The organism is Niallia sp. Man26, from assembly GCF_022049065.2.
Classification (GTDB): Bacteria; Bacillota; Bacilli; order Bacillales; family Cytobacillaceae; genus Niallia.
In genome coordinates, this window is the sequence record NZ_CP095744.1 from 129596 (window position 1) to 150017 (window position 20422).

The 20422-nt window shown below is 36.9% G+C and carries 19 protein-coding genes and 2 pseudogenes; 18 read left to right on the forward strand and 3 right to left on the reverse strand.

From position 1 onward, the window contains the following. Position 1 precedes the first annotated feature (1 nt). Positions 2 to 1078 (forward strand): RNA-guided endonuclease InsQ/TnpB family protein, encoded by a 1077-nt coding sequence (locus tag L8T27_RS20120; protein WP_237942576.1) that lies wholly within the window; start codon positions 2 to 4, stop codon positions 1076 to 1078. A gap of 252 nt (positions 1079 to 1330) precedes the next feature. On the opposite strand, the gene L8T27_RS20125 is transcribed toward L8T27_RS20120, so the two are convergent. Continuing rightward, on the reverse strand, positions 1331 to 1843 hold the full coding sequence (locus L8T27_RS20125; protein ID WP_237942578.1) for a DUF3231 family protein: 513 nt from the start codon (positions 1841 to 1843) through the stop codon (positions 1331 to 1333). Positions 1844 to 2105: 262 nt separating this feature from the next. Between L8T27_RS20125 and L8T27_RS20130 the strand changes: the two genes are divergently transcribed. The 5 genes from L8T27_RS20130 to L8T27_RS20150 all read left to right on the forward strand — a co-directional run bounded on the left by L8T27_RS20130 (position 2106) and on the right by L8T27_RS20150 (position 7198). Further along, the gene (locus tag L8T27_RS20130) at positions 2106 to 3350 is read left to right on the forward strand and encodes an ATP-binding protein (RefSeq protein ID WP_237942580.1); all 1245 of its coding nucleotides are present in this window, start codon (positions 2106 to 2108) and stop codon (positions 3348 to 3350) included. Positions 3351 to 3580: 230 nt separating this feature from the next. Next, positions 3581 to 4894, forward strand: coding sequence for a PTS cellobiose transporter subunit IIC (gene celB, locus L8T27_RS20135; protein WP_237942582.1), 1314 nt, complete (start codon positions 3581 to 3583; stop codon positions 4892 to 4894). A gap of 142 nt (positions 4895 to 5036) precedes the next feature. Further along, the gene (locus tag L8T27_RS20140) at positions 5037 to 5225 is read left to right on the forward strand and encodes a hypothetical protein (RefSeq protein WP_237942584.1); all 189 of its coding nucleotides are present in this window, start codon (positions 5037 to 5039) and stop codon (positions 5223 to 5225) included. Positions 5226 to 5487: 262 nt separating this feature from the next. Next, entirely contained in the window at positions 5488 to 6852 is a 1365-nt protein-coding gene (locus L8T27_RS20145) for a cytochrome P450 (protein WP_237942586.1), read from the forward strand. Between the two features lie 127 nt (positions 6853 to 6979). Then, positions 6980 to 7198 (forward strand): RNA chaperone Hfq, encoded by a 219-nt coding sequence (locus tag L8T27_RS20150; protein WP_237942588.1) that lies wholly within the window; start codon positions 6980 to 6982, stop codon positions 7196 to 7198. A 48-nt stretch (positions 7199 to 7246) separates the two neighbouring features. On the opposite strand, the pseudogene L8T27_RS28940 reads toward L8T27_RS20150, so the two are convergent. Together L8T27_RS28940 and L8T27_RS28945 are read right to left on the reverse strand one after the other, a co-directional pair. Continuing rightward, a pseudogene (locus L8T27_RS28940) lies at positions 7247 to 7782 on the reverse strand (DUF3231 family protein). A gap of 48 nt (positions 7783 to 7830) precedes the next feature. Beyond that, positions 7831 to 8244, reverse strand: a pseudogene (locus L8T27_RS28945) (DUF3231 family protein); the annotation flags it as partial. 326 nt (positions 8245 to 8570) lie between these two features. On the opposite strand from L8T27_RS28945, the gene L8T27_RS20160 reads away from it, so the two are divergent. The 12 genes from L8T27_RS20160 to L8T27_RS20215 all read left to right on the forward strand — a co-directional run bounded on the left by L8T27_RS20160 (position 8571) and on the right by L8T27_RS20215 (position 20412). Next, positions 8571 to 9425, forward strand: a complete 855-nt coding sequence (locus L8T27_RS20160) for a YitT family protein (RefSeq protein WP_237942590.1) — start codon at positions 8571 to 8573, stop codon at positions 9423 to 9425. Between the two features lie 241 nt (positions 9426 to 9666). Continuing rightward, positions 9667 to 10026, forward strand: a complete 360-nt coding sequence (locus L8T27_RS20165; protein ID WP_237942592.1) for an ArsR/SmtB family transcription factor — start codon at positions 9667 to 9669, stop codon at positions 10024 to 10026. A gap of 14 nt (positions 10027 to 10040) precedes the next feature. After that, on the forward strand, positions 10041 to 11339 hold the full coding sequence (locus tag L8T27_RS20170) for an arsenic transporter (protein WP_237942594.1): 1299 nt from the start codon (positions 10041 to 10043) through the stop codon (positions 11337 to 11339). A gap of 27 nt (positions 11340 to 11366) precedes the next feature. Further along, on the forward strand, positions 11367 to 13013 hold the full coding sequence (locus tag L8T27_RS20175) for an FAD-dependent oxidoreductase (protein ID WP_237942596.1): 1647 nt from the start codon (positions 11367 to 11369) through the stop codon (positions 13011 to 13013). Between the two features lie 103 nt (positions 13014 to 13116). Continuing rightward, a complete protein-coding gene (locus L8T27_RS20180) occupies positions 13117 to 13539 on the forward strand; it encodes an OsmC family protein (protein WP_237942598.1) in 423 nt (140 codons plus the stop codon). Between the two features lie 252 nt (positions 13540 to 13791). Then, positions 13792 to 13971, forward strand: a complete 180-nt coding sequence (locus L8T27_RS20185; RefSeq protein WP_237944215.1) for a hypothetical protein — start codon at positions 13792 to 13794, stop codon at positions 13969 to 13971. Positions 13972 to 14178: 207 nt separating this feature from the next. Continuing rightward, positions 14179 to 14382 (forward strand): DUF3953 domain-containing protein, encoded by a 204-nt coding sequence (locus tag L8T27_RS20190; RefSeq protein ID WP_233315378.1) that lies wholly within the window; start codon positions 14179 to 14181, stop codon positions 14380 to 14382. Positions 14383 to 14549: 167 nt separating this feature from the next. Next, positions 14550 to 15029: a hypothetical protein gene (locus tag L8T27_RS20195; protein WP_233315377.1), complete on the forward strand. Its 480-nt coding sequence runs from the start codon at positions 14550 to 14552 to the stop codon at positions 15027 to 15029. A gap of 568 nt (positions 15030 to 15597) precedes the next feature. After that, a complete protein-coding gene (locus L8T27_RS20200; RefSeq protein ID WP_237942600.1) occupies positions 15598 to 17139 on the forward strand; it encodes an MFS transporter in 1542 nt (513 codons plus the stop codon). Between the two features lie 173 nt (positions 17140 to 17312). Continuing rightward, positions 17313 to 17756: a cell wall hydrolase gene (locus tag L8T27_RS20205; protein ID WP_233315375.1), complete on the forward strand. Its 444-nt coding sequence runs from the start codon at positions 17313 to 17315 to the stop codon at positions 17754 to 17756. Between the two features lie 140 nt (positions 17757 to 17896). Continuing rightward, positions 17897 to 19141, forward strand: a complete 1245-nt coding sequence (locus L8T27_RS20210; protein WP_237942602.1) for a sensor histidine kinase — start codon at positions 17897 to 17899, stop codon at positions 19139 to 19141. 248 nt (positions 19142 to 19389) lie between these two features. Further along, positions 19390 to 20412, forward strand: coding sequence for a LacI family DNA-binding transcriptional regulator (locus L8T27_RS20215; protein ID WP_237942604.1), 1023 nt, complete (start codon positions 19390 to 19392; stop codon positions 20410 to 20412). Positions 20413 to 20422 lie beyond the last annotated feature (10 nt).

Consider the following 20422-nt stretch of genomic DNA (forward strand, 5'->3'; position numbering starts at 1 on the left):
TGTGCCACAAACCATAACCGTTAAAGTTAAATTGCTTCCAACAAAAGAACAAATTTTGATTTTGCGTGAAATGAGCTTGACATATATATCCACAATCAATACGCTTGTTTCTGAAATGATGGTGGAAAAGAAAAGCACAAAGAAAACAAGCAAGGATCTTTCAGTCTCTCTTCCAAGTGCTGTGAAGAATCAAGCCATTAAAGACGCAAAAAGTGTTTTTAAAAAAGTGACGAAAAGTAAATTCACCATCATTCCTGTTTTAAAGAAACCAGTTTGCATTTGGAATAATCAAAACTATTCGTTTGATTTCACGCATATTTCAATGCCGCTTATGATTAATGGTAAGGCAACTAAGACACCTATTCGTGCTTTATTAGTTGATAAAGATAATCGAAACTTTGATTTGTTGAAACACAAATTAGGTACGCTCCGAATCACACAGAAAGCTAATAAATGGATGGCTCAAATTTCTGTCAACATTTCTACTGTCGAAGGAACAGGCCTAAAAGTGATGGGTGTTGATTTGGGTCTGAAAGTACCTGCTGTAGGCGTAACAGATGATGAAAAAGTACGTTTCTTCGGAAACGGAAGACGAAATAAGTATAAAAAACGTAAATATCGTTCTGAACGCAAAGCATTAGGAAAAAAGAAAAAAATCAATGCCCTTCGAAATTCAAAGGATAAAGAACAACGATGGATGAAAAATCAGGATCACAAAACTAGTCGTGAAATAGTTAATTTCGCCATAAGTAATAAGATTTCTGTCATTCGCTTGGAGCAATTAGCAAATATTAGACAGACGGCAAGAACAAGCCGTAAAAACGAAAAGAATCTACATAGTTGGTCGTTCTTTCGCTTATCTCAATTCATCGAATACAAAGCCAAGTTGTCTGGCATTAAAGTAGAGTTTGTGAACCCGTCCTATACTTCACAAATTTGCCCAAACTGTTCTGAAATAAACAAAGCGAAAGATAGGAAGTATTACTGCAAATGCGGATTCAAAAAACATCGGGATATAGTCGGTGCAATGAATATTCGATATGCACCTGTGATTGATGGTAACAGTCAATCAGCCTAAGATGCTATATGCACTGTCTTAGGAGGGGTAATGAGATACCCTAACCTTGAAGGCTGTTCAAAACAGAAATGGACTGCGAACGTTTAGTCATTCAAGAATCCCACCCGTTATACCGTAAGGTATAGGGCTTGCGGTTTTAGCCGTGGGAGTCTCAAAAAGCGTACTTATTATACGGTTTACAGTATTTATATGAGCAGACGAGACGATAAAAAACAAACCTGTCCAACTAAAGCAAGTGGACAGGTTTGTTTTTTAACAATCACCTTGTTTAATTACATGCAGCGGCGGAGGTACAAGCCAGCCTTTGTCTTTGTTTAAACGAAGTACTTTGGCAGCAAGGGCAGTCTTTTGAGTATGAAATTGCTCATACATCATCCCAACATCTTCTCTAATGGCTTTGGCCATAATCTGGCTCATTAAAACGAGCCCTGCAGCTAAATCAAGAGACAGTGCACTAGCAACAGCTGGGTCAGGAAGTCTGGCACCTACGGGGATATCCTCTAAGCAAGCTTCTGGCGGTTCTGGCATGCTTGGAGGTAAGCCAATTCCATTTTCTTTCAAGATTTTTTCTAATTGTTCTTTTTGCTTTTTGCATAAATTGACTGCTTCATCCAGCAGTTCTTTCAATTCATCGTCACCTGTATGGTTTTTCATGATCTGATAACTACCAATCATACCATTAGCTCCAAATACTGATGACCAAATATCGTAAACTTCACCATAATGCAGTGGTTCATCTTTCGGATTGCCGCTTAAAATACCCATAATATTCCTCCTGATTTAGTTAAACTATTTACTTTATTAGATTAACCACATTTTTTTTTATTATTTGTCGGAATGTAGATAAAAGTGAGGTTGATTTCTGCCGAAACAATAGAAAGGAGATAATACTCTTTATGAGATATGAAAATCATGTTGAACATTATTTTTTTCGGCAAAAACCGACAAAATATGATAAGTATAGAGTATAATTATGTCAAATTTAGCATTTTTACAAAACTGCTCCTAACTTGGAAAGGTAGCCAAAATGAGTATATTAAAAGATTTTTTACTACAAATGACGCTAATGGTGTTGCCCATATTTATTTATTTCACAATTATCACTGAAAGAGTAAAGAGTGAAAGAAATAAGACGATTCTAATGACCGTATTATGGGGAATTTCGATTTTGTTATGCATGTCCTTTCCGCTGAATTTTGGTGAAAACAGACTGGATATCAGAATTATTCCTTTACTATTTGGGGCGTTGTATGGAGGATTTTGGCCAGGCATTTTACTATCTGGTCTAGTTATTGTCTACCGTCTTAATTTTGGGATCAGTGTAGGTTTTTACAATACAGTATTAGTTCTGCTATTAACGATGCCGGTTATTTTCTTTTTCCAAAGATTATTTATTCGTTCATCAAAAGATAAGAGAGTTATGATCGCAGTTGGTCTTTCCTTATATTATTGTCTAGTTGGACTCACTTTTTTAGGGGTAATCCGTGGATTTTCTTTGGATACATTGAAAGTACAGATTATTCATTTATTCTTTGTTGTATGTGTAACATGGTTTTTTACGATGTTAAATGAAACAATCAGAGAGATACAACGGCTGCGCCTTGAGTTGCAAAATGCGGAAAAATTACGAGTAATAAGTGAACTTACAAGTGTATTTGCACATGAAATTAGAAATCCTATGCAAGTTACCCGAGGTTTTCTTCAGCTTCTAGATGATCCCGAATTCCCAGAAACTAAAAAGCAGTATATTAAGATTTCAATAGAAGAATTAGACAGAGCAAACGACATCATCAATGATTTCCTATCATTAGGTAAGCCTGCCATAAATAATAATGGAAAAATTAATGCCGCACACCAGTTAGAACGGGTAATTAATATTCTTGAAAACTATGCTTTAAACAATAATGTCCGTATAAAAACAGATATGACGGATGAATGCTGGATATTTGCCAACTCCCAAAAATTGAATCAATCATTAATCAATATTTTAAAAAATGCCGTTGAAGCTATGCCGCACGGTGGAACGGTCTGGATCACTTGTTCAAAAACAGCTGACGGTCAGATTAAGATCAGTGTCAAAGATGAAGGTATAGGCATGACGAAAAAACAAATAGATAGTCTAGGATCGCCGTTTTACTCCTTAAAGGAAAAAGGAACTGGATTGGGAATGATGGTAAGCTTTCAAATCATTCATTCCTTTCATGGTAAAATTAAGGTGAACAGTGAAAGAAACAAAGGGACAGAATTTATTATTTTATTGCCGGCAATCTAGTGTTTGAAAGGCAGCTGCTTTAAAAAGCAGCTGTTTTATTTAATAAACGGGTATAATGATTAGTTGCTAGTTGCTAGTTGCTAGTTGCTTTGATAGAGACATTACTAAGTTGATAAATTTTATCGGATAAAGCAGGTAAATATAAAAAATAATTTTAAAAATATCACATAATCTAGAATCTTCACATATAATAATGTAACCGTTTTCATTATATGTGAGGAGGTATTTATGTGAGTAAGCTTAATACGCTTTTAGAAGAAAAAGTAATGCCTGTCGCTGCGAAAGTAGCTGAGCAAAGACATTTACAAGCATTAAGAGATGGTATTATCCTTTCTATGCCCCTTATTATTATCGGTTCTGTATTTTTGATTTTAGCCAATCTTCCTTTTCAAGGGTATTTAGATTATATGGCGGAGCATCCGAAGCTTAAAGCAAGCATTCTTTACCCGTATCGAGGATCATTTGAAATTATGGCATTAGTTGCAACCTTTGGTATTGCCTATCGGCTGGCCGAATCGTACAAGGTCGACCCGCTCGCTTCTGGAGCCATTTCGCTAGCTGCCTACTTTGTGGGAACACCTTTTGTTTCCTATGTAATTGGGAAAACACCAGAAGGGGTTGATGTGGTTGAAACAGCCTATCAAACCGCCCTTTTCACAAGTAAAGGATTGTTTGTTGGAATGATTATAGCAGTATTATGTACAGAGATTTATCGGAAAATCCTGCAGAAAAACATCGTGATCACATTGCCAGACGGAGTTCCACCTGCTGTTGCGAAGTCGTTTACCGCTTTAATTCCTGGATTTTTTGCGATTTCTGTAGTGTGGATTTTACGACTAATCGTTGAAAATGTAGGGGATTTTGGCAGCTTGCATAATATCGTGACAGTATTACTGCAAGAGCCATTAACACAAATAGGAACAAGTTTGTTAGGAACAATCTTTATTTTCTTCCTTATTACTTTGCTGTGGACGACAGGATTGCATGGCGCAAGCATAGTTGGTGCTGTAATGACACCAGTTTGGCTGACGTTAACAAACGAAAATGCCATCTCCTTTGGAGCAGGTGAACCTGTAGAGCATATTGTGACAGATCAATTTAATGACATCATTTTTATCGGCGGCTCTGGAACAACCTTAGGATTAGTGCTGGCCATGTTGTTTTTTTCAAAAAGCCAGCAAATGAAACAGCTTGGACGGTTAAGTATAGGCCCAGGTATCTTTAATATTAATGAACCAATTATTTTCGGTATGCCAATTGTACTAAACCCTTTAATGATGGCACCATTCGTGTTGACACCAATTCTGTCTGTTATAGTCGCCTATGTTTCTATGGATATAGGACTTGTTGCCAAGCCAATCGGTATTGTGCCGCCATGGACGATGCCGCCAATTATTCAAGGCTACTTAATTACTGGCAGTATCTCAGGAGCAATCCTTCAATTAGTCATTATTCTGCTTTCCTTTATCATTTACTTCCCATTTTTTAGAATATGGGATAAACAGAAAGCCGAGGAAGAAAATTCGGTATCTGGGAAAGAGTAAGTTATATGTACGTGTCCATTTATGGGCGCGTATTTTTTTATGGAAGTATTACATTATTCTGACCAATCAAGAGCAAGTGAAGGAAATTTCTTACATACTATAGAATTAAATAATGAACTTACTTTTTTAAAGGAGAAACAAAATGAGTCAAAATCATATAGAGAAAGAAACAGATAGAAGGTTTGCTGCTCAAAAATGGGTGTTATACTTGTTGTTATCATTTATTTATATAGGCTTTATTTGCTCGCAAGTTGAAAACATCCAAGCTCTTTTGGGGCGTATACAATCAAAGAAAAGTTTGAAGAAGATAGAAGATACTATGTTAAAATAGAAAATAAAAAGCTGAATGTATCCTTTAATGAATTTCAATTGGTAGAAGAGAATAAAACATACATTATACAATATGCCTGGAATGAACGAACTCCAGAAAAGGGACGCTTACAAACAATCGAACAGACAAATGATTGAATGAGTCTGTGCCGGTATTGTAATTATTATGTCCTCTTTTTACTGTCCTCCACTTAAGTACAATCCTGCTTTAACATTGCACCATACTATAAAAGAAGTATGGAAATTTAAAGGGGGAAAAATAGTTGAGTAACGAGATTGCCATATTTAAAACACCAAAAGGGCCAAAAGGGAAGCTGTTGACAGGCAATTTGGCTGAATTCCGAGCAGATCCGCCTGCATTCCTTGAAAGAATGGCGGCTGAATATGGTGATGTTGCAAAGTTTCGTTTAGGTCCTTTGAAGAATGTCTTCTTAGTATCAAATCCGGATATGATTAAGCAAATCCTGGTGACAAAGCAGAAAAACTTTGTTAAATCTGATGATTTTAAAGCATTAAAACCAATCTTCGGTGAAGGACTGCTCACGAGTGATAAAGACTTCCATATGCGGCAAAGGAGGCTGATCCAACCAGCATTCAAAAAATCTCATATCATGGATTATGGACAAGATATGATAGATATAACGAATGATTATTTATCGACATGGAAAGACGAGGAAGAACGAATTATCACGAATGATATGATGAACATAACACTCGGAATTATTTGTAAAACAATGTTCAACATGGACTTTAAAGAAGGCTACAAGGTCATCGGAAAACCGCTTGAAACTGCTTTAATATTAGCAGTTAAACGAATGAGAAGCCTTAAAAAAATGCCGTTATGGGTTCCGACAAAGCTTAATCGTGATACGAAGAAGGCGATAAGGGAACTCGATTCTGTCGTTTTGGAGATAATCCAGAAACGCAGAAAGGACCCAGTTAAGCATGAGGATATGCTTGGTATTTTAATGGATGCCAGAGATGATGTCGATGGCATCGGGATGACAGACAAGCAGGTGCGAGATGAGGTAATGACTATTTTTATTGCAGGACACGAAACGACTGCCAACGCACTGTCCTGGACATTGTATTTATTATCTCAGCATCCGGAGGCTGAAGAGAAGTTATTTAGTGAAATAGAAAGTGTACTAGGAAAAAAACCACCAGCTCCTTCTGATTTTATGAAATTAACCTACACACAAAACCTCATTTGGGAGTCCTTGCGTTTGTATCCACCATCCTTTGTAACAAGCCGGAAAGTGGATAAGGATGTTGAGATTGGTGAATATCGCTTTAAAAAAGGGGATATGATTCTTGTCAGTCAGTATGCGATGCATAGAAAGGCAGAATACTTCCAAGATCCGGAGTCGTTCATACCAGAAAGATTTGAAAATAATTTTATTAAGACAATTCCCCAATATGCATTCTTTCCGTTTGGCGGAGGACCAAGAGTATGCATTGGCAATCACTTTGCGATAATGGAGGCAGCGCTTATCCTTGTTTCTGTAGCTCAACGGTTCAAATTTAAATTAGCGCCAAATCATCATCCAATTAAAACATTTCCATCCATTACACTTAGGCCAAGAAGCGGACTGCGAATGATTCTGCAAAAAAGAAATCCTTCCTAAAAATCTGCTCCAGCATGTATTCTTAAGACGGATAGATGCTGGATTTCTTTAATCCAGCTAAAAAAATCTCAAAAGTTGTGACTAATTGTAGTAAAGTATAAATATAAGACAAAGAAGGAGGGCTAACATGGCAGTTATTGATATACAAAACAGCATCATCCGTAACATCATCGAAACAGAGATGATCGTAACCGTATTTATGGGAAAAAAAGGTGTTCCAATCAGATGTAAGATTAAAGGGAATGATACATACATATTATTATTAGAAGTAGATGGTAAGCAGCAGTTAGTCTTTAAAAGCGCTGTCAGCACAATATCTGCCGGGAAAAAACTAATAAAATTTTAAAAGAAATGCCCCTAATAACATCAAGCGTTAATAGGGGCATATTCAACTTTATTGAGTCAGCTGATTTCGGTCCTCCATTTGAGGAGGCTCCTCCATCCAGCCGTTTTTTATCAAAATTTTTCCACCTTCTTGAGCAAATGTAAAAATTTCTTTTGCCAGTAATGACATTTTCGCTGCAGATCATTCCGCAAACTGAAGGCACCGCCGATTGCGTTTGTGCCAAGCCCAAAGGAAGTCAATAAACTGGTATTATACATCATTAATTTGTCAGAAAAGGGTGCGATTTGGGAAGAAGTTGCTTTACCAGCATGTGTTGCAGGTGGTTCAATATAGCTGTGCCGCAAAAATTCGCCTAAATCGACTTCGATTTTTTTCGATAGTTTCATGCCCTTAACAAGGTATTGTTGCACATCTTTATTCTCCGCAACTTGAGCGAAGCCAATCATTAGTTGCATTCCAACCAAATTGGTTTCAATAGCATGATGAATAAGGGAAACCTCAATTGTATTTAACGATCTCTTTTCTCCAAACAATCCGAACTTTCGATAATGATTTTCCTGTACAAAATGCACCTCTTTTGGCATCGAAACAAAAGCTGGACGAACAAGCACGCCTTTTTCAAGGAGGAATTGGGTCACCTCATTATTGAGGGCTTGTGACTCAGCTGTCCAACTGATGAAAAGGTCATTAATGTCGCTGCGATAGGAGATGCCGCAGAACAGGGAGAATAAACTCATTTCCACTTTCGTCATCATATGTAAATACATAATATCATAGAGGAAATCAAACAGCTTAGGAACTCCTTTATTTATATCATTTGCTGTAAATCCGACAGGGATAGCTGCACCTTCCTGCTTGAAAATTTCTGTAATGATATCAATAGCTTTACCAGCACTCTCATAATGGTTTTGTAATAGCTGTTTTGCTTCACTATCTGCATGTTCTAAAAAATGCTCGAGCATTCTGAGGATCATCGTCTTTTCTTGATAAGTCATCCACAAATTTGCCAATTCTGATGAAGTGATAGGAACGTCCCTCGAAGTCATGTCGCTACCTCCCTAACTTTTATACCTTATGTTATCCAGTAAAAGTTATTTTGATAAATTTTTTTTAGCGAAAGGGCAAGTGCCTGTACAAGAATGGACAAGATGAATAGGATAGTATCAGGATAATTCATCGCATATCTCTATGTATGACAAACCTAAACTCCTTTAATACACGAGGTGTGCATGAACTGCACATCTCCTTTTTTGCTTTGATAAATAAAAGCAGGAAAGCAAAGCTGTGTAAATACATGAAAGCGTTAATTCACTTTATTGCGCTAAAGTGAAATTGTGTTTATAATGCTTTTGTAAGAAAGGGAGGAAATAATATGAAGCAAATAAAATATTACCTTTTATTAATAATAGGGACTTTTATCATTTCTTTATCATTTACGTTATTGCAAGGGCCAAATCATATTGCATCAGGAGGGCTAACAGGTGCAGCTCTAGTACTAAGCTCTATCTGGCATATGCCGTCAACGATGCTGTTATGGGTAGCGACCATGCTCTTGTTGCTTGTGTGCTCTTATTTTTTAGGGAAGAATTCTTTCTTGAAATCCGTTATTGGATCACTGTTAATACCGTTATTCGTATTGCTTACAAGCGGCATGCCAGTGTTAACTAACGATCCGCTCTTGGCTGCAATATTCGGAGGATTGGGAGTAGGAATAGGGCTTGGAATAGTGTTTCGGGCAGGCGGTAATACAGGCGGGTTTACGTTGATTGCCCAGTTATTGTATAAGTACAAATCAGTTAAGCATAGTACAACTATTGTATGTTTAGATGCTCTTGTCATGGTTGCAGGCGGTTTAGTGTTTTCAGCAGAGAATGCATTATACGCTCTTGTAGGGGCGTTTGTAACACGCAAAACAATTGATGTTGTTCAAGGGAAACACAAGCGACCGAAGATTGCTTATATCATAACAGCTAAAGATTATGAACAAAATATAAGCGATGCTGTCTTACATAAACTTGACAGAGGCATGACAAAACTGACAGGTGCAGGAGGATATACGAATACAGAAAGAATCATTTTGATGATTGTTCTTGATACAGCAAAGGTAAATCAATTAAGAACATTGGTTCAAAGCATTGACCATAGTGCTTTTATTATTATGAGTGATGCAACTGAAGTATTTGGAGAAGGGTTTGTGCCGCCTAGTCTTAGTTTCGGGAAGGGATGAGTATCCCGCAGGGCATCAGAAGGTTTTCTGAAAAAACATTCATAAACTGCCAGTCAAAAGATAATAGTTGCTGGCAGTTTTTTATTTCGGCATTAATAGTTCTATAAATTAATGTAATGTTTTAATTATTAAGCCTGACAATAGGTAAAACTAAATGTCATTGACACATATGATAATGTAATTTAGTATATAAGCATATGCTTATATCCTATTGTGCAGATAGAATGGAGATGGCTTGAAAATGACAAATAAGGGTACTTCTTTTAATAAGGCAGCTATAGAAGAAACAGCACTTGTCTTAAAACTGTTAGGGGATAAAACAAGATTGTCCATGATAAGCATGCTGTCAAGTCAGGATTGCTGTGTTTGTGAATTTGTTGATATTTTTAATATGTCCCAATCAGCAATTAGTCAGCATTTAAGAAAGCTTAAGGATAGTGGGCTAGTAAAAGAGCAAAGAAAGGGACAATGGGTCGTTTATTCTATAAATAGGGCTAGTAACTGCTATCCGTTAATAAGCGACTTATTAGAGCATGTTCCAAGTCAGCAGGCTAAATTGGACTGGCTGGAAGAAAGTGGACTTAGAATTACTTGTATATAGTGGAGGTTAACATTTTGCTGCAAATATTTTTAGCTATTATTATCTTTTTAGTAACACTTACATTTGTTATATGGCAGCCTAAAAATCTGTCAATTGGCTGGTCTGCATGTGGAGGGGCTGTCTTAGCCTTGCTTGCAGGCGTAGTCGACTTCCATGATGTTGTCGATGTGACTGGGATTGTGTGGAATGCAACTCTTGCATTTATTGCCATTATTATTATTTCGCTCATTCTAGATGAAATTGGTTTTTTTGAATGGGCAGCCTTACATATGGCCCGGTTTGCGGGAGGAAACGGCCTGAAGATGTTTATTTATGTTTCCATACTTGGTGCAATTGTTGCCGCATTGTTTGCCAATGATGGAGCCGCCCTTATTTTAACGCCGATCGTGTTAGCGATGGTGAGGGCGTTAAAGCTGGAAGAGAACATGGTTTTTCCCTTTATTATGGCAAGTGGATTTATTGCAGATACTACTTCCTTGCCGTTAGTCGTAAGCAATTTAGTGAACATTGTTTCGGCTGACTTCTTTCACATTGGGTTTGCAGAGTATGCCTCAAGGATGATTATTCCAAATATCTTCTCCTTACTTGCAAGCATTATCGTTCTATATTTATATTTTCGCAAATGCATTCCAAAAACATATGATAGGAGCCAGCTTAAAGCTCCGAAAGAGGCTTTGAAAGACAAAGAAATGTTTCGTCTGTCTTGGGGTATACTGGCAGTATTGCTGATAGGCTATTTTGGAAGTGAATATCTTTCTATCCCGGTTTCGTTCATTGCAATTGCAATCGCAGCAATCTTCCTATTATTCGCGAGACGAAGCCCGGCTGTTTCGATTAAACAAGTGGTCAAAGGAGCGCCGTGGGCGATTGTATTCTTCTCAATCGGTATGTATGTAGTCATTTACGGGCTGAGAAATGTGGGTTTGACAGACTTGCTTTCAAGTGTTATTCAGGCAGCTGTAGACCAAGGTTTATTTGTCGCAACAATCAGTATGGGCTTTATTGCAGCCATTCTCTCATCTATTATGAATAATATGCCTACTGTGCTTATTGATGCGTTGGCAATTGCGGATACAAATGCAGCGGGAGTAATTAAAGAAGGACTTATATATGCAAATGTTATTGGCTCTGATTTAGGACCAAAAATAACACCAATCGGTTCATTAGCTACTTTATTATGGCTGCATGTACTATCCCAAAAAAATGTGAAGATTTCTTGGGGAGCATATTTTAAAACAGGTATTATTTTAACTGTGCCAACCTTGCTGGTTACACTTATCGGCCTATACTTATGGCTAACTATCATTTCATAAAGAAAGTTTAAAACAGGAGGGTATATCATGAAAATAATCATAATAGGCTCTGTAGCAGCAGGTACTTCTGTTGCGGCAAAGGCAAGAAGAAATGATGAAGATGCTGTCATCACCCTTTATAATGCAGACTATGATATCTCTTATTCAGCGTGCGGAATTCCTTATTTTCTTGGAGGAGAGATAGAGGAGATAGAAACATTAACGCCAAGAAATGCTGCTTGGTTTAAAAAGAGATACAACGTGGATATCTTTACTCGTCATGAAGTTATCTCAGTCAATGCTGAACAAAAACAAGTGGAGATTAAGAATCTTGATTCAAGTGAAGTAAAAACAGATGACTACGATATATTAGTATTCGCAACCGGTGCTTCACCAATAATACCGCCTATTCAAGGTGTAAACGAGGAGCATGTCTTTCAAGTGAGGACAATCCAAAATACGGCTGCTATACATCAATATATGCAAGCAAACCAGCCGAAAAAAGCTACAATTATTGGCGGAGGGTACATTGGATTAGAAATGGCAGAACAGCTTAAACTGAAAGGCTTAGATGTAACAATTGTACAACGAGGCAATCACATCATGAGCCACTTGGATAAGGATATGGCTGCAAGGGTCGAAGACTATCTTAAAAATAAAGAAGTTAGCCTTTTATTAAATGAGGAAGTAACAGCAATAAACAAGCAGGAAGTAATAACAAGGTCTGGTACAAAAATACAAACAGACTTAGTCTTACTCGCAACAGGTGTGCGTCCAAACACTCTATTGGCTGAAAGCATAGGTGTGAAGCTTGGGTCTTCAGGGGCAATCGCGGTTAATCCAAAAATGCAGACAAACTTACCGGATGTATATGCCGTTGGCGATGTGGCAGAAAGTTATTCTGTTCTTACAGGGAAACCATTATATCGTCCATTAGGGAGCACTGCCAACAAGATGGGGAGAATAGCCGGAGATGTTATCACAGGAGGAAACTTAGAACATCGTGGCATATTAGGCACTGGCATATTAAGAGTGTTTGACCTCGCTGTTGGTCAGACTGGAATGAATGAACGAGAAGCGCTCGAAGAAGGCTATACAATTGAAGTGCTTCATAATATTAAACCAGCAAGAGCAGAGTATCTTGGCGGCAAGGAATTAGTTATTAAAGCCATTGCAGACAGAGAAACTGGCAGAGTTCTAGGTGTGCAGATTATTGGAGAAGAAGGCGTAGATAAAAGACTTGATGTTTTTGTTACGGCGATGACTTTTAAAGCAAAAGCAGAGGACTTGTTTCATCTAGACCTTGCATATGCTCCTCCATTTAGTACAACGAAGGACCCTGTTATGTACACAGGAATGGCGTTGCAAAATGCGATCGAAAAGAAGAATAAATTGATGACACCTCTTCAGTTAACAGAAAGAGTTTCAGCAGGAGAGACTATACAAATCATCGATACAAGAGCAGAAAAGCAATTCAATGTATCGAGGGTAGACAAGGCAATTAATATTCCGCTTGGCAGTTTACGAGAAAAGTGCAAGGACTTAGATCCAAGCTTGCCTACTGTAACATATTGTAACAGTGGAGTCACTGGAAATGCAGCGCAAAATATTCTTCGCAATATAGGATTTACGGATCTATATAATCTGTCTGGCGGAAATAAAAACTATCAAAGCTTTATAACAAGTAAGCAATAATGATTGCTTACTTGTTATAAGAAAATCACATCATCACGGTATGAACATAACCTTTAGGGAATACTTATAAGAAAGTCAAAATAATAGTAAGGGATGTGAATGCATGAAAGTAACAACTACATGGAATGGACAGATGGCGTTTACAGGTAAAACGCCTTCTGGGCATGAGATTATCATGGATGCAGCAGAAAAATCCGGCGGCAATAATACAGGCGCAAGACCGACTGAATTACTGCTGCAGGCTACCGCAGGCTGTACAGGCATTGATATTGTTTCTATTTTGACAAAAATGCGCTTGAATATTGTTTCATTCGAAATGGAAGTAGAAGGCTTGCGGGCAGAAGAATTTCCTCAGCGCTTTACAGGTATACATATCCATTATTCACTTCAAGGAGATTTGCCTGAAGATAAAGTTGTGCGTGCGATTAAACTGTCAAAGGATAAATACTGCTCTGTATCTAACTCACTAAATGCAGAAATCGCTGTTAGTTACACGCTGAATGGAGCAGAGAGAAAACAGCTTTAAGGAAAAATTTAGTTAAATCTGTTGTTATCCATCTTATATTATGTTACCTTAATTGGAATAAGAGGTGAGAACAATGCAAGATTATAGCAATTATTCCTGTCTGTCTCCAAAACATCATCATAAAAATTAGCCTTGCTATTTTGATTTTTTAATCAGAAAAGGAAGGCTATTTACTATTAAACCGCATTGATTAAGTTGAAAACTTAGATCTGATGCGGTTTTTTTATTTATTAAAAAATGGGGCTTATATAAATGAAAAAAATGATTTACCAAAATGTAAAAGGCACACAAGATTACTTACCAGAAAAGGAACGATTAAGAAGGGATATTAGAAGGACATTGGAGGATATTTTTATTAGGAATAATTATAAAATAAAGGTTATGCGCACTAGTGAAGAAAGAACGGTATCGTTCCAATTTAAAAAAGAGTAGGCACTGTAATAGGTTATTTTGCTATAAGGTAAATTAATATTAGGATTCTTTAAAAAAATACAATTAATTCCATGTTATAATTACAAGGATAACTCTCGTATGAATATAGTGAGTTATAGAAAAGTTAGAGGAACTTCCACCTGTCCTACGTGGAGGTTTTTCTTGTTTAAGAGTAATTAATTTATATTTAAGAAAGAGGCAAATTTGATGGGGAAAATGGGACTAATTCTTTCAGCCATATCTTTGATTATGGTGTTTTTTCACTATAATATTGCATTTCTAATTTTTAGTACAGCAATGATAGCGTTTGGGATTGATAATATCAACTTAAAAAATAAAGCAATGGGATGGATCTATATTCTGGCTGGTATTTTCTTTATTATTGGCATTAGTCTGAAGGGGATATTATGAATGAGCAGCTTCCATTTCGAGTACTCGAAAAGTGGCTGTTTTTTTTATGTATTTTTACTATTTTCAAAAAAATGGATGTTGTCATGGGGAAATGTTATCTCTGTTAAGGACAAGCAATAATATACTGTATTGTATAAAAGAATTCATTAGTGAAAGGAGAGAGTACCATGAAATTTACTTTGGAAGTAATGTTGTTTGAAAAGCATAAGAATCATAAAAACAAAAAGCATACTCGTCCTCATCCTCCAAAAGCGGACAAGTGTGAAATGATGGACAAGCCAAAGGATAACTGTCAGTTTGAAAAAGATCATGCAGTTGTCCAGCAACTTGAGGATGAGTTGTGTGCACCTCCTGTAAATCATGTAAAAGGAGATGATACAATGGCATTGATGAAAGAACTGCCTGAAGAAGAAGCAATGAAACTTCACGCTGTTTACCTTCCAATTGTAAAGCTAGGACGTTTTGCTGGAGTTGCAGTCGGAACTACTGTAACTGTTTATACAGACAACCATGCAACCCCTGCTATTACAGGAATCTTCCAAGGAATCATTAAAGACGCTAAAGAAGCAATTGCGTTAATTTTGGCTTCCGGTATTCTATACCGTATTCCAGTTAAAGAAGCTAAGTTTGTTTCAGTAGGAGCTTAAATTAATTAACCTGCTGTTTAAATAGATTACAACATTTCTCCAAACTGATTTTGGGACTCTCCTCTTTAATGTGTTCTTCTTATACTCCTCTCACATTAACCCTCGCACGATCCTTCTCTTGCAGGAAAAGGTTTGCTTTTTATAAGCGCACCTTTTCCGTAGCTTTTATAGACAATTTACATACCATAAAAAGCCGGTTTTTACTGCATTTTATTATTTCGTTGCAAGTGAGACAAAACAGTAAAATGATGATACACCGAAAAAATAATAATAGCGATACTGAAACAGGAAGATAAGATGGTACTTACCATTAAGCCTTTAGAAATATTTTTATAAAGCACATAACTCACCCTTACATATTTTTAGTTAGTATGTTTCTTCTTTATAATTCTATTCCTATAAGAATTGTCTTCAAGCAGAGTTACAACCTAATAATGCAGCTTTATTAAACTTTTGTTTAGTTAGCAAGTTACCTGGGAATAAGTAACTACAAATAAAAAAGTATACGCATACAAGACCGGTCAATCAACTACACATACATTTTTTCTAGCAAGGGGAAGGAGCCTATATGAAAAACACAACAAAGAAAATTACGATTCCACGAAGTATCGGCTACGGATTAACTGATATAATGGGAGGCGGGGCTTTTACCATTATATCTGCGTGGCTGTTATACTACTATACAACATTTGTCGGATTAACTCCTGTTGAAGGGGCCTCAATTATTGCTATTGCCCGCATTGTTGATGCAATTGTTTCTTTAGCAATTGGAAGCATTACCGATAACCTTTATAAATATAAAATAGGCAGAAAGCTCGGAAGACGGCGTTTCTTTCTTCTAATTGGCTCTCCTTTAATGTTTACATATATTTTGCTTTGGATAACGGGGATGAATTACTGGTATTATTTATTAAGTTATTTATTGTTTGAAATTGTAATGGCTTTAGTACTGATTCCGTGGGAAACACTGCCATCAGAGATGACAAAAGACTTTAATGACCGTACAAAATTATCTACTGCAAGAATGTTTTTATCAGGGTTAGGTGTATTTCTGGCCACTTTTATTCCCGGACGACTAATTTCCTTTTTCGGAGAAGATAATGGGTATGCGTATTTCATTAATGCAGTATTTTTCGCTATCATTTTTGCAATCTGTATTTTTATTTCTTATAAAGTAACATGGGAAAAAACGCTAACTCCAGAAGAGGAAAAAGAATGGATTGCTAGCAGAGAAACTTCTAATAGAAAAGGTGCCAAGGAATTATTAGCAACATTTGTTGAAACTATTAAGGTTTATTTCTCTACTTTAAAAATTAAAAGCTTCCGCAAGCATTTAATGATTTATTTATTCTCCTATACGGCGAAGGATGTTTTTAATGCAGTGTTTGTGTATTTCTGTGTTTTTGCATTAAGTATTTCCTCTTCTCTGGCAGGGGACATGCTGTCACTGAGTATTATTGGAGTTCCTATTACTATTTTAGCTGGATATCTGATGATTAAGTTCGGTCCAAACAGCTTATATAAAGTGTCATATCTTACGATGATTGTTTGTTTAGCTGCGTTTTATGCTGTGTATTTAATGAAACCTGAATCCATGATTATGTATGTGTTTATTATTTCAGCATTGTACCAAGTTGGTAGAGCGATATTAGACTTTACGCCTTGGAATGTCTTTCCGTTCATACCTGATATAGATGAAATTGTCACAAGACAGCGTCGTGAAGGGGTATTTGCTGCTGTGATGACATTTACTCGTAAAAGCACGGTTGCCCTTGCTACATTTTTTGTCGGAATTGTATTGCAATTTGGCGGTTTTACTGCAGGCCAATCAACACAATCTCCTCAAGCAGTGCACACGATTGTTTACACATTAGTTTTTGGTTCAGCCTTGCTTTTAATCGCAGCATTAGTGGTTGTGTTCACTTTTAAATTGAACAAGAAGACGCATAAGATTCTTGTTGATGAAATCGAAAGATTAAAAAATAACGGTTCAAAGAAAGAGGTTGATCCAGAAACACGAGAAGTCGTGGAAGCATTAACAGGATACAAATATGACGATATATGGGAAGACAATGAGAAGGAAGTTCCAATAAAATCAGCCTGCAGCTGAGTCTGCCTTTCAGTTAAAAAAGAACTGCCTTTGGATTGGACAATCTGGGCAGTTCTTTTTTGATTTGATAATGGATGCACCTAATAACATCAATTAGCGAAAACAAATCGCTATGGTTTAAACAATGACATCATTAGGCGGTTTTTTTCATACTATATTTTGGGGGTGAGAAAATGCCGCGTGTAAATTACAAAAGTTCAGATGTTGATTTAATGGCAAGAATGATGAGAGCAGAAGCAGAAGGTGAAGGCCAGCAAGGTATGCTGTATGTTGGCAATGTTATTGTCAATCGTCTGAAAGCGAACTGTTCTGATTTTGAAGGATTAAGAACGATACCTCAAGTCATTTATCAAGTGCAAGGTAATAACTATTCCTTTGAAGCGGTTCAAAAGGGAAATGTTTTTTATCAAAGAGCGAGAACAGCCGAAAAAAAATTGGCTAAAATGAACTTAGATTATTGGAGAGATCACCCAGGTAAGTTTGCTCTTTGGTATTTCAATCCATATGCTCCATGCCCACCGACATGGTACGGTCAGCCTCAATCTGGTCAATATAAAAATCATTGTTATTATGAACCTAAAGCAGGGACTTGTGAAAGTGTCTATACTGGTGGCTGAATTTTGAAGGGAGTTTCCTATAACAGGAGATTCCCTTTGTGTATTGCATTCATAATCTCACTATCTATTTTGTTAGTATATGTATATAATGATGATGTAAAAACATGAGAAATGTTAAGCTTACAATTTAGGAGAAAACAATGCAATTTCAATATGACCAGCTGCTGCTACAAATGCTGATTGTTCAAATACCTATTATTCTTTATTTAGTAATATCAAATGACCGCGGTGATAAAGCTGGAGAGAACGTGCTGTGGGGTATCTTATGTGCCATTACGATGGGGCTTTCTGTCAGTTTTTCCATTATTCTTGATGGCATCCGCCTTGATTCGCGCATGGTGCCGTGGTACTTAGCATTTATATATGGCGGTAATTATGCCGGAATTCTAGTAACCGTCTGTTTCTTTATTGTTCGATTGTTATATGGAGGAATCGGTATGTTTCCTTCCTTTATTGGAATGCTTATTTCGGTGGTATTTATTTTTTGGACTAAAAATAAGTTTCATACATTAATAGTGAAAAAGAAGATTTATTTATCCGTTTTATTCGTTTCTTTTTCATCTGCCATGCTGCCAATCATTGCATTGTTATTTGGGAAAGACCTAACGACAATGACCACATTATTGAACTATAGTCTTTTTGTTCTTGTAAACGGCCTTCTTGCCTGGTTCTCTATCTATTTGATTGAGTCACACCGGGAAAAAATGCTGTTAAGAAAAGAAATCCAAAGAAATGAAAAAATGCAAGTTGTCGGGGAGCTTGCTGCAAGTGTTGCTCATGAGATAAGAAACCCGATGACAAGTATTAAAGGTTTTTTGCAGCTTCTTACGAAAGCAGACAATTTATCAGCTCCGCAAAAGGAATATTTAAACATAAGTTTAGAAGAATTGAACAGAGCCAATGAAATTATTTCTGATTATTTATCGTTAGGAAAAAGCCAAAGCAGAAAGAAACATAGTGTCCTTGATTTGGAGCTAGAAGCAAAAAAATCAATAAGCTCTCTTTCTTCTTATGCGATGCTGTTTAATGTGGATGTTGCTTTTGAGATTCAAGGGCGAGCAGTCATTATGGGCAATTCAGCGCAGATTCAACAAATGTTTGTGAATCTCATCAAAAACGCTATAGAAGCAGCGGCTAAAAACGTTCAAGTATCCATTCGGCAAAACGAAAAGGAAGTCCATATCTTTATCTGTGATGACGGAGAAGGGATGTCTGCAGACCAGCTGGATAAGCTTGGATTACCCTTTTACTCGACAAAAGAAAAAGGGACAGGCTTAGGCTTGATGGTCACTTTGCAAATCATTAAGGAATTAGGCGGAAAGTGGCGTGTAACCAGCGACAAAAAAAGGGGAACTATGTTCCATATTACTTTTAGTGAAATATAAAAGAGAGGCATTCCTTTTGTGAAGGAATGCTTTTTTTATGATGTTTTATAGTGGATTTACAATTATTTTTAGTAAACATAACTATAAATTTACTAATAAATAATAAAATACTGGCTGGTTTTATCAATTATTTACTTGGAAAATAGCTAGAATGCTAAATTTTTCAGAATATTATTGTATGTAAGCGTATTCTGTGTTATATTTTCGCTAAAGACTTTAGTTAAATTTACTAAAAAGGGGGTGAAAGCATGGCAACAATCAAAGATATTGCAGAAAAAGCCAATGTATCCACGGCGACAGTTTCCAGAATACTTAATAAAGACGAGACCCTCTCTGTAACAGCAGCAACAAGAAAACGGGTGTTACAAGTGGTTGATGAGCTTGATTACAAGCCATCCAGAAAGAAGCAAACGAAGGAAATAAAAGCAGTTAGTACCTATCAAATAGGCATTATCATTCTGAATGATGAAACAATCGATCCTTATTTTCAGTCAATTCGCCTTGGTATAGAAGGTATATGCCATGAGTATTCAATGAATCTTGCTTCCACTATGATTATAGGCAAAAACCAGATTACAGGAAGCGGTCTCGACTCCTTAGATGGCTTAATTGTTATAGGCGATGTCGATATTGCTGACCTGAAGACAATCTATCCTGAAGCGAAGCATATAGTTGCTGTTGATCAGATTCCTAAAAATGCAAATGTGGATGTTGTTATTTCCGATTTCGTTCGTGCTACAAACATGGTTTTAGACCATCTTCTAACACTCGGACATACTGATATTGCCTATATAGGAGGCGAGGGCAGGGTATTTAAAGTCAGTAATCTTGAAACAACGGACAAGATAGATGTGCGCAGAAAAGCCTTTGAAAATTTTCTAAAAGAGAAGGAATTAAATAAAGCAAGCAGGATATTGGAAGGAGATTGGGGGCCAACAGGCGGGTACGCTCTTACACAAAAGCTGCTTAACTTAACTCCGAGACCAACAGCCATTGTTGTTGCCAGTGATCCGATGGCATTAGGTGTGCTCAGCTGCTTGCATGAACAAGGCATAAAGGTTCCCGACGAAATTTCTGTTATCAGTTTTGATGATATTGAAGCAGCAGCATTTATGAATCCAAGACTCTCTACAGTAAAGATTCATGGGGAGGAAATGGGGAAAACAGCTGTTAAGCTTCTGCATGATCAATTGAACGGGAGAATAATACCATTGCAAGTGACATTACCTGTTGAATTGATTTTGCGCGAAAGTGTAAAAGGTTTGAACTAATATAGGGGAG

Excerpts from the sequence above, each read along its gene's own strand:
- L8T27_RS20125 (WP_237942578.1), bottom strand. The coding sequence starts at position 1,843 with ATGGGTATTTTAAGCGGCAATCCGAAAGATGAACCACTGCATTATGGT.
- L8T27_RS20130 (WP_237942580.1), top strand. The coding sequence starts at position 2,106 with ATGAGTATATTAAAAGATTTTTTACTACAAATGACGCTAATGGTGTTG.
- L8T27_RS20140 (WP_237942584.1), top strand. The coding sequence starts at position 5,037 with ATGAGTCAAAATCATATAGAGAAAGAAACAGATAGAAGGTTTGCTGCT.
- L8T27_RS20150 (WP_237942588.1), top strand. The coding sequence starts at position 6,980 with ATGGCAGTTATTGATATACAAAACAGCATCATCCGTAACATCATCGAA.
- L8T27_RS20160 (WP_237942590.1), top strand. The coding sequence starts at position 8,571 with ATGAAGCAAATAAAATATTACCTTTTATTAATAATAGGGACTTTTATC.
- L8T27_RS20165 (WP_237942592.1), top strand. The coding sequence starts at position 9,667 with ATGACAAATAAGGGTACTTCTTTTAATAAGGCAGCTATAGAAGAAACA.
- L8T27_RS20175 (WP_237942596.1), top strand. The coding sequence starts at position 11,367 with ATGAAAATAATCATAATAGGCTCTGTAGCAGCAGGTACTTCTGTTGCG.
- L8T27_RS20180 (WP_237942598.1), top strand. The coding sequence starts at position 13,117 with ATGAAAGTAACAACTACATGGAATGGACAGATGGCGTTTACAGGTAAA.
- L8T27_RS20185 (WP_237944215.1), top strand. The coding sequence starts at position 13,792 with ATGAAAAAAATGATTTACCAAAATGTAAAAGGCACACAAGATTACTTA.
- L8T27_RS20190 (WP_233315378.1), top strand. The coding sequence starts at position 14,179 with ATGGGGAAAATGGGACTAATTCTTTCAGCCATATCTTTGATTATGGTG.
- L8T27_RS20195 (WP_233315377.1), top strand. The coding sequence starts at position 14,550 with ATGAAATTTACTTTGGAAGTAATGTTGTTTGAAAAGCATAAGAATCAT.
- L8T27_RS20200 (WP_237942600.1), top strand. The coding sequence starts at position 15,598 with ATGAAAAACACAACAAAGAAAATTACGATTCCACGAAGTATCGGCTAC.
- L8T27_RS20205 (WP_233315375.1), top strand. The coding sequence starts at position 17,313 with ATGCCGCGTGTAAATTACAAAAGTTCAGATGTTGATTTAATGGCAAGA.
- L8T27_RS20210 (WP_237942602.1), top strand. The coding sequence starts at position 17,897 with ATGCAATTTCAATATGACCAGCTGCTGCTACAAATGCTGATTGTTCAA.
- L8T27_RS20215 (WP_237942604.1), top strand. The coding sequence starts at position 19,390 with ATGGCAACAATCAAAGATATTGCAGAAAAAGCCAATGTATCCACGGCG.